This window comes from Streptomyces sp. NPDC058459 (genome assembly GCF_042721685.1).
Classification (GTDB): Bacteria; Actinomycetota; Actinomycetes; order Streptomycetales; family Streptomycetaceae; genus Streptomyces.
Genome location: NZ_JBHXLV010000016.1, coordinates 43,157 through 55,506 on the forward strand (window position 1 = coordinate 43,157; position 12,350 = coordinate 55,506).

Here is a 12,350-nt window from a genome sequence, read left to right on the forward strand (position 1 = left end):
GACACCCCGTGCAGATCTCCGCAGTGCGGGACGCGCTCGCCGACGCCGCCCATGCGGTCGTCCTCCCGGACGGCATGAGCAAGCTGACCTGCTCCGGCTACGTGCCGGACTCGATCCTCGCCCCGCACTTCTTCGTCGCCGAGTACGAGCAGGACTTCGACAAGGCGATGGGCCGCGGCCTGGACGAACTCACCTTCACCTGCCGGGTGCTGGTGGCCCGCGCCGACGACCGCCCCTCCCAGCGCCTCCTGGACAGCATGCTGTCCGGGTCGGGCCCGGCCTCGCTGAAGCAGGCCATCGAGGTGGCCCGCGGGGCGCCCGGCGAGTACGCGCTCGGGGGGCTGGCCCACGACCTGCACGTGATGCGGGTGCAGGGCTACCGCTGGTACGAGCACGCCGGCGCGACCTACGTCGGCGCCGAGCTGTCCATCAAGGTCATCGGAGAAGGGAGCAGTTGATGAGGATCCGCATGCTGGTCGTCATGCCCGAGGGGGCGGCGCGCAACGGCGAGCCCTGGCCCGCCCAGGGCGAGACCTTCGTCGTGCCGGCGGCCGACGGCGCGCACTTCGTCGCCTCCGGTATCGCCGAGGAAGTGGACGACCCCGACGACCAGGACGGCCCGGTGCCCGAGCCCGACCCGGACCCGGAGCACGCCACGGTGGCTGAGGTGCCGGAGCAGCGGGCCCGGCGCCGCAGGAGCGCCGAGCCGGACGAGGAGGGGTGACGTGGGCAAGACAGTCCTGACCAACGTGCGCACCTTCGCGGTCGGTGTGGACCTGACCAGCCAGAGCAACAAGGTCGAGCTGTCCTCGGAGGTCGAGGACAAGGACTCCACCAACTACGCCAGCCAGGGATGGAAGGAAGTCCTGGGCGGGCTGGCCTCCGCCGAGATCTCCGCCGAGGGCCAGTGGGAGGCGGGCGACCCGACCCGTGTCGATGACGCGTCCTGGGCCACGCTCGGCGGTGTCGGCCCCTGGTCCGTCAGCGCCAACAACGGCGCGGCCGTGGGGGATCTGGCCTACTTCACGTCGGCGCTGCGCTCGGACTACAAGCTGGGTGACGAGGTCGGTGAGGTCGCCCCCTGGTCCGGGACCGCCAAGTCGTCCTGGCCGCTGGTGCGCGGGCAGTTCGCCCACCCGCCGGGCCTCGCCCGTACCGCCACCGGCGCGGGCACCGGCATCCAGATCGGGGCCGTCGCCGCCGGCCGCCGTCTGCACGCCGCACTGCACGTGCTATCGGCGTCCGGCACGACACCGAGCCTGACCGCGCGCGTGGAGTCCAGCGTCGACAACACCTTCGCCGCGCCCACGACCCGGCTGACGTTCAACCCGGCCGCCGCCCCAGGCGGGCAGATCCTGCGCACCGCCGGTACGGCCGTCACCGACTCCTGGTGGCGGATCGCCTGGACGATCTCCGGGACCACGCCGTCGTTCCTGTTCGTCGCCGCGCTCGGCATCCAGTAGCCGCAGCGCTCGTCCGTCTCCGCCCGGCCCGGACCAGGGCCGCACCCACGCCCTGGAAGGGAATCCTCATGGCCAAGATGGTCCTGCTCGCCCAGTACCTCAGCATCAACGGGAACGTCCTGAACTCCTCCACCAAGAAGGCCGAGGTGTCGGTCGAGGTCGAGGACAAGGACGTCACCACCTTCGCCTCCGCCGGGTGGAAGGAAGTCCTCGGCGGCCTGAAGTCCGGCGAACTCGCCTGCGACTTCTTCCAGGACTTCGCCGCCTCGCAGCTCGACGCGATCATGTGGCCGCTGCTCGGCACCGTCGTGCCGTTCGAAGTCCGCGCCGACCAGGGCGCCGTGTCCGCCACGAACCCGAAGTTCACCGGCAACATCCTGATCAAGGGCTGGAACCCGATCGAGGGCTCGGTCGGCGACGAGGCCACCGTCGGTCTGACCTTCCCCACCTCGGGCGCTGTGGCCCGCGCCACCACCTGATGGCCGACGGCCCGCCGTTCCGGCTCGGCGTAGAAACCCATGAGGGGCTCGCCGCGCTGACCGCCGCGATCCGCCGCGAGGCCGACGGCAGGCAGCTGCGCAAGGAACTCGCGCGGAACCTGCGCGACGTCCTGAGGCCCGCGGCCGCCGAGGCCAGGAGCGGCATCATGGCGATGTCGTCGGCGGGCCTGCCGACCGCGCCCGCCCTGCGTTCCTCCATCGCCCGCCGTATCCGGCCCGAGGTGAAGCTCGGCGGCCGCTGGTCCGGCGCCCGCGTCAAGGCGTTCAAGACGAAGAACCTGCGCGGCTTCCCCAACGCGCCCAAGCGCACCAACCGGGCGGGCGGCTGGCGGCACCCGGTGTGGGGCAACCGCGAGGTCTGGATCCAGCAGCACGGAAAGATCGACTGGTTCGATCACGCCTTCGCCGGACGCGAGGGCCACTACAGGGCCGCTGTCGAGGCGGCCATGGAGAACATGGCCCGGCGTATCGCCGACCGGGCCGGATAGGGAGAGCGATGTACCTGGTCTACAGCCCGGAGGGCTCCGAGGAGCCGCAGCGCTGGCGCTACAACCCGCGCAAGATCATGTCGGCCGAACGGGAGGCCATCGAGCGGCGCACGGGCCGGACCTGGAGCGAGTTCACCAAGGACGTCGTCCAGGGCAGCAGCCTGTGCCGGCGCTCGCTGCTGTACGCGTTCCTCAAGCGCGACCATCCGGGCGTGAAGTGGGACGACGTCGACTTCGCCTGGGACGAGCTGAAGCTGGAGTACACCAAGGCGGAGTTGATCCAGATGCGCGAGGGCATCGCGGAGAACTTCACCGGCGACGAGCGCGCGGCCGTCCTGGAGAAGCTGGAGGCGGAGATCGCCGACGCCTACGACGACCCGGAGGACGAGGGAAAAGCCCTGCCGCCGATCGCCGACTGAGCCGCCTCGGCGACGCCGCGCACCTCCTCGGCATGCACCCCCGCGACTGGGACCACTGCACCACCGAGGAGACCGACCTCCTCCTCGACTGGCTGGACGCCTACGAGGAAGCCCAGCAGAGGGCCAGAGACAAACTCGACCGGGGCTAGCCGACGCCCCCCGCAGTAAGGGGGGTGGACGCCTGTGAGCGATACCTCGCTCGTCTTCAACCTGGTGGCCCGCGACCGCACCGGGCAGACCCTGAACCAGGTCAAGGAGAAGTTCTCCAGCGCGGCCGAAGGGATCTCCGCCGGGGTCGGAGCCGCGCTCGGCGCCGGCATCATGAACTCCTTCAGTGTGCAGGAGGCGCAGTCCAAGCTGGCCGCCCAGCTCGGGCTGACCGAGGCGGAGTCCGGCCGGATCGGGAAGGCCGCCGGCCAGCTGTACGCCCACGCGTATGGCGACTCGATGGACGAGGTCAACGCGGCGGTCGGCTCGGTGATGTCCTCCATCAAGGGCATGTCGAGCGCTTCCAGCGCGGACCTCCAGACGGCGACGCAGGCCGCGCTCAACTTCGCCAAGACCTTCGACATCGAGGTCGACCGGGCGGTACAGAGCGCGGGCACCCTCATCAACTCCGGGCTGGCGAAGAACTCGACGCAGGCGTTCGACCTGATCACGGCCGCCTCGCAGAAGGTGCCCGCGCAGCTGCGCGAGGACGTCCTGGACGCCTCCGACGAGTACTCCCAGTTCTTCAACACCCTGGGCTACTCCGGCGAGCAGGCGTTCTCCCTGCTGGTCGACGCCAGCAAGAAGGGCACGTTCGGCATCGACAAGGCCGGAGACGCGATCAAGGAATTCACGATCCGCTCCACCGACATGTCGACGTCGTCGCAGGCCGCCTACAAGGCGGTCGGACTGGACGCCCGCAGCATGTCGAACGACATCCTGGCCGGCGGCTCGCGGGCACAGGGCGCCACCCAGAAGATCATCAGCGGGCTGCTGGGCATCAAGGACCCCAGCAAGCAGGCCCAGGCCGCCATCGCCCTGTTCGGGACGCCGCTGGAAGACCTGAACGTCAAGGACATTCCCGCCTTCCTCACCTCGCTGAAGGGCGCTTCCGGCAGCATGGACGGCTTCGGCGGGGCGGCCAAGCGCAGCGGGGACACCCTGCGCGACAACGGAGCCACCGCGCTGGAGGAGTTCAAGCGCAAGGCCATGTCCACCGTGACTGACGTGGGCGGCTCCTTCGCCCAGTTCGCCATGGACAACCAGCAGGTCTTCACCCCGCTGCTCTACACACTGACCGCCCTGGCCGTCACCGTGATGGTGGTGCGCGGGGCGATGGCCGCCTACGCCGCCGTGTCCGCGATCGTCACCGGCGCGCATGCCCTGATGACGGCCTCGACCTGGAGCGTCATCGGCGGCTGGATCCGCATGAACGCCGTCGGCCTGATGGCCTACGCGCGGATCGCCGGCGCGGCCGTCGTCTCGGCGGCCACCACCGCGGCGTCCTGGACCGGGTCGGCGCTCGCCGCGATGGGCACCTGGATTCTCTCCGTCCTGCGGGCCGCGACGGTCGCCGTCGCCCAGTACGCCCTGATGGCGCTGCGGGCGGGCCTGTGGGCCGCGATCACCGCCGCCGCCTGGACCGGTACCGCGCTGCTGTCGATCGGCATCTGGATCCTGGGCATCCTGCGGGCGGGAGCGGTCGCCGCCGTCCAGTTCACGATGATGGCGCTGCGCGCGGTGGCGTGGGCCGCGGTCATGGCCGCCCAGTGGCTGATCGCCATGGGCCCGATCGGCTGGGTCATCGCCATCATCATCCTGCTCGTCGTCGTCATCGTCGCCAAGTGGGACCTGATCAAGCGGTACACGCTCATCGCGTGGAACTGGGTCTGGGCCAAGGTCAAGGTCGCGGTCGCCGGCATCCTCGCCGCGGTCTCCTGGCTGGGACGGCTGCCCGGCATGGTCGCCGCCTTCTTCTCCCGGATGGCGTCGGCGGCCATCAGCCGGGCGCTGGCACTGGTGGCGTGGGTGCGCGGGCTGCCCGGCCGGATCAACGCCGGGATCGTCGGCATGAACTCCCTGCTCGTGTCCAAGGGCCGCGCGGTGGTCCAGGGACTCTGGTCCGGTATCTCCGCGATGGGCGGCTGGATCCGGGGCCGGATCATGGGCTGGGCCCGCTCGGTCATTCCCGGCCCCATCGCCAAGGCCCTCGGTATCGCGTCACCCTCCAAGGTGACGACGGCTCAGGGCCGGTGGATCGCCCGCGGCCTGATCGAGGGCCTGACCGGATCAGGGCCGCAGGTACGGTCCGCCGCGACGAAGCTGTCCGACATCGTGTCTGACTCGATGCGGCGCGGCGCCAGGAAGTCCCGCGCGCTGAACACCATCCACACCGGCACGAGCCAGCTCATGCGGCTGGCCACCCGGGAGGCGGCAGTCGCCGCCCGGCTGAAGGCCACGAACAAGGACCTCGCCGACCTGCTGAAGAAGCGGGACGCGCTGGCCGCCGACGTCCGCAAGGGCGTGCTGGACTCGGCGAACATCACGGCGGTCTCCGGCGAGGGACCGGTCACCGGGTCCACCATCCTGGCCAACCTCCAGGACAAGGTCGCCCGTGCCAAGGAATTCGCCCGCAACCTGATGACGCTGAGGAAAAAGGGCGTCAGGTCCGACCTGATCGCCGAGATCGCGCAGGCCGGCGTCGAGCAGGGCTCCTCGGCGGCCACCGCCATGGCCCTCGCGGACAAGCGGACCGTCTCCCAGATCAACGCCACCCAGGGCCAGCTGGTCACCGCCGCCGGGCAGGCCGGGAACGTCGCCGGGAACGCGATGTACGGGGCGGGGATCCAGGCCGCGCAGGGCATCGTGCGCGGCCTGAAGAAGGAACAGGCCGCCATCGAACGGCAGATGCTGTCCATCGCCCAGGGCATGCAGCGGGCCATCAAGAAGGCGCTGGGCATCCGGTCGCCGTCGCGGCTGATGGCCGACACCGTCGGCCGGTTCATCCCGCCCGGCATCGTGCGCGGCATGGCCCAGACCACACCCCAGCTCGACGCCGCGATGCACGCGCTGGTCAAGCCCGAACAGCCCGCGGCGGGCAGGCCGCTCACCGCCACCGGAATGGCACCGCAGATGGGCGCCCAGAGCGGCGGCCTGGTCCGCGTCCGGATCGACTTCACCGGCGCGGACGGCGAGATGAAGCGGATGTTCCGCCGGATGGTCCGGGTCGACGGCCGGGGCCGCGTGCAGATCCTCACCGACAACTGACAGGAAGGGGGCGGCTCGTGGCGTTCCCGCAGACCCCGCTGGACACCCGCATCGACCTCCAGATCGGCGGGGTGTGGACGGACATCACCCCCGACGTCTACACCGCCAACGCCATCTCCATCGAGCGGGGCCGCCCCGACGAGGCGCCGCGCACCGACCCCGGCAGCTGCAAGCTGGAGATCAACAACCGCTCGGGCAGGTACTCCCCGCGCAACCCCCGCTCCCCGCTGTACGGGCTCATCGGGCGCAACACCCCGCTGCGGGTGAGCGTGCCCGGCCCCACCTCCTACCTGGACCTGGACGGCACCGCCGTCAACAACGCCTCGACACCCAGCGCCGCCGCCCTGAACCTGACCGGTGACCTCGATGTGCGCTGGGAGGGAGAGGCCGACTGGAACTCCGCGGGCGCGCAGATGCTCATCGGCAAGTGGGGCGCGGCCGGGAACCGCTCCTACCACCTGCGCTTGCAGACCGGCCAGTTGTGGATGCACTTCTCCACCGACGGCACCACCGGCTACTCCGCCGGCAGGGTCCTGCCGGCACTGCCCGCGCGCGCCGCGGTCCGGGGAACCGTCGACGTCGACAACGGCGCCGGCGGCATCACCATCCGCCTGTACACCGCCGCCTCACTGGCCGGTCCCTGGACCGAGATCGGCGCCTACACGATCGGCACGCCCAGCACCGTCTTCGTCAGCACGGCGCCCCTCACCATCGCCCCGCAGCAGCTCGACCTCGCCACACCGCCCCGGCAGGCCGTGACCGGCCGCTGCTACCGGGCCGAGGTCCGCAACGGCATCGACGGCCCCCTGGTCGCCGCCCCCGACTTCACCGCGCAGAGCACCGGCACCTCCGCCTTCACCGACAGCGCCGGCCGCGCCTGGACCGTGAACGGCACGGCCGTGATCTCCAGCCGGCGTGTCCGCTTCACCGGTGAGGTCTCCAGCTGGCCGTCGCGCTGGGACGTCTCCGGCAAGGACATCCGGGTGCCCGTCGAGGCGGCCGGCGTGCTGCGCCGCTACGGCCAGGGCGCCAAGCCGCTGGAGTCCACGCTGCGCCGCCGCCTGCCCTCCGGGTCCCCGCTCGCGTACTGGCCGCTGGAGGACGGCGCATCCTCCAGCCAGGCGTCCTCAGGTATCAGCGGCGGGCGGCCGCTGCGCGTCTCAGGGATGACGTTCGGCGGTGACGCCTACCCGCCCGGCTCCGGCCCGCTGCCCTCCCTCGGGTCATCGGCATCCATGGACGGCCGGGTGACCGGCGCCAAGCCCGGCGGCTGGCACGTCGAGATGGTGTACCGGCTGCCGACCCTGCCGGCCACCGAACAGACCATGCTGACCCTGACCCTCGCACCGGGCACCGGAGGCGTCGCGCAAGTCGCGTGCCGGGTCTCCGTCAACGGGGTCCGCGTGCAGTGCCTGGACGGCGACGGCACCGTGCTCGCCTTCTTCCTCTACACCGACGCCGCGGCGACCGCCGCGTTCGCCGGCGTGTGGAACCGGCTGCAAGTGTTCTCCTCGGTCTCCGGCTCCACCACCACCGTCAGCGTGAGCTGGCGGGACGTCATCACCAACGCCTGGCGCACCTCCTCCACCAGCTACACGGGCACGCCCGGCACCCTCACCGGCGTCCGCAACACCTGGGCCGCCGCCTTCCAGTCCACGGCGATCGGACACCTGGCGGCCTGGGACATCGGCGGCACCACCGCGACCACACCCGGCGTCACGACCTTCGACCGCGCCGACGACGCCTACAGCGGCGAGACCGCCGGCAGCCGCATGATCCGGCTCTCCGGCGAAGAGACCATCCCCCTCACCGTTTACGGCCAGACCAACACCGAGGAACCCCTCGGCCCGCAGAAGCCGGACACCCTGCTGAACCTGCTGGAGGAAGCCGCCGACGTCGACGGCGGAATCCTCTACGAGCGCCGCGACCGGCTCGGCCTCGTCTACCGCGACCGCGCGTCCATGTACAACCAGACGCCCGCCCTCGTCCTGGACTACAACACGCCCGGCCACGTCGCCCCGCCGCTGGAGCCCCTGGACGACGACCAGCCCGTCCGCAACGACATCACCGTCACCCGGGAAGGCGGCGCGTCCGCGCGCGTCACCCTGGACACTGGCACCCTGTCCACGCAGGCCCCGCCAAACGGGGTCGGCGTGTACGACGAGGCGGTCACCCTCAACCTGTACACCGACGACCAGGCCCTCCAGCAGGCCGGATGGAGGCTGCTGCTGCGCACCGTGGACGAGGCCCGCTACCCGGTCGTCAACATCGACCTCGCCGCCGCCCCGTCCCTGGTCGACAAGGTGACCGCGCTCGACTCCGGCGACCGCATCCGCATCCTCAACCCCCCGCCCTGGCTGCCGCCCGGACCGATCGACCTCATCGTGCAGGGCTACAGCGAGAGCATCGGCCACCCCAACGACTGGAACCTCTCGCTGAACTGCACACCCGCCAGCCCGTGGACGATCGCCGAGACCGCCATTCTCGAGGACTTCGAGGACACCGTCTACGACATCCCCCTCACCGCCGGCGGCAACCAGCCCTGGGCACGCAGCCAGACCCGCGCCCAGAACGGCTCCTGGTCCCTGCGCTCCGGCACGATCAGCAACAACCAGACCTCGGACGCCACCGCCACCGTGCCGCCCGGCGCGACCGTCTGCTCGTTCTGGTACTGGGTCAGCAGCGAAACCGCCGGGACCGGCTTCGAGGGCGACCGGCTCCTGGTCCTGGTCGACGGCGTCCAGGCGCTGCGCGCGCAGGGCACCATCGGCTGGACGTACACCACCCTCGACGTGACCGGCGCGAACACCGTGACCTTCCGCTACACCAAGGACAACTCCGGCGCGGCCGGCGAGGACTGCGCACACCTTGACGACCTCGCCTTCCACCGCGCCCCGACCCGCGTGGACACCGACGGATCCAGCCTCGCCGCCGCCGTCACCAGCGCCGCCACCACCCTGACCGTCGCCACCAACACCGGCCCGCCCTGGATCACCTCCGCCGCCTACCCCGCAGACTTCCCGTTCGAGGTCCAGGCGGCCGGCGAGCGGATGCGGGTCACCGCCGTCGTGCCCGCCGTGACCGACACCTTCGGCCGCACGCTGAGCAGCAGCTGGGGGACTACCGACTCCGGCGAGACGTGGACGACGTCCGGCGGCAGCGCCAGCGACCACAGCGTCGCCAGCGGCACCGGGCGCCACTCCCAGGCCAGCATCAACATCTCGCGTTGGGCGCTGCTGGCGTCACCGATGGCCGACGTCGACCTGGTGGTGAGCGCGTCCACCAGCGTGCTCGCCGCGGGCGGACCGCACTACGTCGGGCTCGTGGCCCGAGCCGCAGACGTGAACAACCTGTACTACGCCCGGCTCGCCTTCAACACCGATCAGACCGTCACGCTCGTACTCCAGCGGCGCATTGCCGCCGGACAGACCGACCTGGCGTCAGCCACGATGGCCGGCGCGCACGCCGCGAACACGCCCTGGCGGATGCGGTTCCAGGTGCAGGGCTCCACCCTGCGGGCGCGGGCGTGGCGGGCGTCCGACCCGGAGCCGGCCAGCGCGTGGCACGTCGTCGCCACGGACACGTCGCTGACGGCCGCCGGGTCGATCGGAGTCCGGACGATCCTCAGCTCCGCCAACACCAACACCCTGCCGGTCGTCGCCTTCTACGACGACGTCGCGCTGCTCAACCTTCAGAAATTCACCGTCACCCGTGCGGTCAACGGGATCGTCAAAGCCCAGAACCTGGGCGCTGACCTGCGGCTGGCCCACACGGCCTGGGTCGCGCTCTAGGAGGATCTGATGACCCTGTGGCAGCCCGGCATGACGATCACCGCCAGCCGGATGCAGGACGCGACCCCATGGGTGCCGCTGACCTCGGTGGGCGCCTACCAAGGTGGGGCGAGCGACGGACCCGCCCAGCCCATGGTCCGTGATTCCTACGTCCGCGACGAGCTGGTCCGCGAGTTCAAAGGGATCATCAACTTCAGCGGCGTCACCACGGCCGCGTACACCTTCTTCACCTTCTCGACCGCCTACCAGCAGGCATACGAACGGAACTGGGCGGCCGCAGGTTTCGGGCAGACCGGCACGTTCCGCGTCTACCTCAGCACAGCCGGGAACTGGGCGATCACCGGACAGGCCGGGTCGGTGACCTCGATCCGCCTCGACGGCTTCGAGATCAAGTCCGCCACCGGCACCCTCCCGGCGTCCTGACCCACCACCCCCACCACCCCCGCCCCGCGCCAGACGGCCGGGGCTTCCTTCATGTCTGGAGTCCACATGGCGCCACCCCTGACCGCCGCGCAGATACTCGCAGCCCTCCGCGCCGAAGGGCTCACCGTTCACGAGGTGAAGTCCTGGCGCACCCACAGCCGCGCCGGGCACGGCGCCTGGGGCCCGCTGAACGGCGTGATGATGCACCACACCGCCGGGGTCTCCGGCATGGTCGACTACTGCTACAACGGCAACACCGACCTGCCCGGCCCGCTCTGCCACGGCGTCATCGACAAGAAGGGCGAGGTCTGGCTCGTCAGCTCCGGCCGCGCCAACCACGCCGGAGGCGGCGACCCCGCCGTGCTCGCCGCCGTCGTCGCCGAGAACTACGCCGTCCGGCCGCCCGCCACGCATCAGCATCAGGGCAGCGCGGGCGCCGTCGACGGCAACCCGCACTTCTACGGCTTCGAGTGCGTCAACCTCGGCGACGGCAAAGACCCGTGGCCCGCCGCACAGGTGCAGGCCATGGTCCGCGCCGGCACCGCCCTGTGCCGGGCGCACAAGTGGGGGGCGAAGTCGGTGATCGGCCACAAGGAGTGGTCCGACTGGAAGTCCGACCCCGCCGGGCCCGCAGTCGCCATGCCCACCCTGCGCGGCTACATCAAGGCCGCGCTCGCCGCGAAGCCCGGCACCTGGACGCTCACCCCCGCGAAGCCCCCGGCCCCGCCCACCCCCACACCGCCGCGCACCACCGAGCAGCGGCTGACCGACATCGAGAAGCGCCTCACCGCGCTGGAGAAGAAGGGCTGACCATGGACAGCAAGTTCATCCTGGACCTCGCCGAGCGCGCCGGCTGGACCGGCGCCGAGGCCGCACTCGGCCTGACCATCGTGGAACTCGGCGACCTGCCAGTCTGGTGGGCGGCCCCGGCCGCGCTGCTCGCCGCGTCCGCGAAGGCATGGGTGGCCAAGCACGTCGGCCGCAAGGGCACCGCGTCCACGCTCCCGGCCAGCGCGGACCCGGCGAGCGCCTGACGAAGGAGGGCCGATGGCTGACCTGCTCGGATTCAGACCATCCGACCTGGGCGCCGCGGCCCTCGTCGGACTGATCGTCCTCATGGTGCTCACCGGACGACTCGTCACCCGCCGGCAGCTCGATGACGTGCGCGCCGACAAGGACGCGCAGATCACGGCTGAGCGCGACGAGAAGGCCACCTGGCGCGAAGCCCACCGGGTCTCGGAGGAGGCACGCCGGGAGGCACAGGACCAGGCGGGCGAGCTGCTTGAGCTGGCCCGGACCGCCGGCCACTTCTACAAGGCGCTCCCGCAGGCCGCCGGGGAGGTGACCGCGGATGCGCTGGATCAGGCGCCTGCTGGGCCACCGTCATGAGCGGGCCCGGCCGGCGGAGTCCGAGGGGCAACGCGCGGCGACAGCGGCCCTGGCCCGTGCGCACGCTGCCCGCCAGGTGGCGGCCGACCGGCGCCCCGCCGTGGACGAGGTCGCGGCCGACCTGCGTGCCATCCGGGAGCGGAACCACTTCGCGGACCTGATCCGCACGACAGTCCTGGGAGGGGAGGCCCAATGAACCTGGGCCAGTGGGTGAACACCGTCGTCAGCGCCTTCGTCGCCCTGTGCGCGCTGGTCTTCATCGTGACCTACCACCGGCTCGCGCCCTGGCGCGGGTCCGGGGTGGGCTGGTTCGTGATGGCGCTCGCCGCCACGATCGGACTGCTCGCCAGCTACACAGTGGTCATCACCGCCGTCGGCATAGACGGTACCGCCGCCACCGTGCTGCGGATGATCCGGTCCGGCCTGCTGCTCACCGTGGGCGGGCTCCTGATCCAGGCCACCCGCACGATGATCCGCGCGCAGCGACACAACTGACCGACGACTGCGGCCCCCGCTCTCCTCCGGGAGACGCTGTTGGTTTATTCGGGAGCTGGTCCTATTTCGCCCCGTCGAGCTCATGCTCGACGGGGCGAAGTGCTGCGAAGTGGCTGGTGCGGGTGCG

Annotated in this window: 14 protein-coding genes; all 14 read left to right on the top strand. The window is 71.2% G+C overall.

Translation table 11 applies throughout. The features are described from left to right. The first annotated feature begins 8 nt into the window (after positions 1 to 8). The 14 genes from ACFWN1_RS05835 to ACFWN1_RS05900 all read left to right on the top strand — a co-directional run bounded on the left by ACFWN1_RS05835 (position 9) and on the right by ACFWN1_RS05900 (position 12,223). Positions 9 to 458 carry a hypothetical protein gene (locus ACFWN1_RS05835; RefSeq protein WP_384358605.1) on the top strand — a complete coding sequence of 150 codons (450 nt, stop codon included), beginning with the start codon at positions 9 to 11 and terminating at the stop codon, positions 456 to 458. Further along, positions 458 to 724, top strand: coding sequence for a hypothetical protein (locus ACFWN1_RS05840; RefSeq protein ID WP_384358607.1), 267 nt, complete (start codon positions 458 to 460; stop codon positions 722 to 724). Before ACFWN1_RS05835 ends, ACFWN1_RS05840 begins: the two co-directional genes overlap by 1 nt. A 1-nt stretch (position 725) precedes the next feature. Then, positions 726 to 1,463: a hypothetical protein gene (locus ACFWN1_RS05845; RefSeq protein ID WP_384358609.1), complete on the top strand. Its 738-nt coding sequence runs from the start codon at positions 726 to 728 to the stop codon at positions 1,461 to 1,463. A 68-nt stretch (positions 1,464 to 1,531) separates the two neighbouring features. Next, complete coding sequence (locus ACFWN1_RS05850) at positions 1,532 to 1,942, top strand: hypothetical protein (protein WP_384358611.1); 411 nt, start codon at positions 1,532 to 1,534, stop codon at positions 1,940 to 1,942. Continuing rightward, the gene (locus tag ACFWN1_RS05855; protein WP_384358613.1) at positions 1,942 to 2,451 is read left to right on the top strand and encodes a hypothetical protein; all 510 of its coding nucleotides are present in this window, start codon (positions 1,942 to 1,944) and stop codon (positions 2,449 to 2,451) included. Before ACFWN1_RS05850 ends, ACFWN1_RS05855 begins: the two co-directional genes overlap by 1 nt. Before the next feature lie 8 nt (positions 2,452 to 2,459). Next, positions 2,460 to 2,870: a hypothetical protein gene (locus tag ACFWN1_RS05860; protein WP_384358615.1), complete on the top strand. Its 411-nt coding sequence runs from the start codon at positions 2,460 to 2,462 to the stop codon at positions 2,868 to 2,870. 183 nt (positions 2,871 to 3,053) lie between these two features. Beyond that, entirely contained in the window at positions 3,054 to 6,125 is a 3,072-nt protein-coding gene (locus tag ACFWN1_RS05865) for a phage tail tape measure protein (protein WP_384358617.1), read from the top strand. 17 nt (positions 6,126 to 6,142) lie between these two features. After that, positions 6,143 to 9,916 (top strand): hypothetical protein, encoded by a 3,774-nt coding sequence (locus ACFWN1_RS05870; RefSeq protein WP_384358619.1) that lies wholly within the window; start codon positions 6,143 to 6,145, stop codon positions 9,914 to 9,916. A 9-nt stretch (positions 9,917 to 9,925) separates the two neighbouring features. Then, positions 9,926 to 10,339 carry a hypothetical protein gene (locus tag ACFWN1_RS05875; protein WP_384358621.1) on the top strand — a complete coding sequence of 138 codons (414 nt, stop codon included), beginning with the start codon at positions 9,926 to 9,928 and terminating at the stop codon, positions 10,337 to 10,339. Between the two features lie 66 nt (positions 10,340 to 10,405). Continuing rightward, positions 10,406 to 11,149, top strand: a complete 744-nt coding sequence (locus ACFWN1_RS05880) for an N-acetylmuramoyl-L-alanine amidase (protein WP_384358623.1) — start codon at positions 10,406 to 10,408, stop codon at positions 11,147 to 11,149. A 2-nt stretch (positions 11,150 to 11,151) separates the two neighbouring features. Further along, positions 11,152 to 11,373: a hypothetical protein gene (locus ACFWN1_RS05885; protein WP_384358625.1), complete on the top strand. Its 222-nt coding sequence runs from the start codon at positions 11,152 to 11,154 to the stop codon at positions 11,371 to 11,373. A gap of 13 nt (positions 11,374 to 11,386) precedes the next feature. After that, a complete protein-coding gene (locus ACFWN1_RS05890) occupies positions 11,387 to 11,728 on the top strand; it encodes a hypothetical protein (protein ID WP_384358627.1) in 342 nt (113 codons plus the stop codon). Further along, a complete protein-coding gene (locus ACFWN1_RS05895; protein ID WP_384358629.1) occupies positions 11,691 to 11,924 on the top strand; it encodes a hypothetical protein in 234 nt (77 codons plus the stop codon). The genes ACFWN1_RS05890 and ACFWN1_RS05895 overlap by 38 nt, the downstream gene beginning before the upstream one ends. After that, complete coding sequence (locus ACFWN1_RS05900) at positions 11,921 to 12,223, top strand: hypothetical protein (protein WP_384358631.1); 303 nt, start codon at positions 11,921 to 11,923, stop codon at positions 12,221 to 12,223. Before ACFWN1_RS05895 ends, ACFWN1_RS05900 begins: the two co-directional genes overlap by 4 nt. The last annotated feature ends 127 nt before the right edge of the window (positions 12,224 to 12,350 follow it).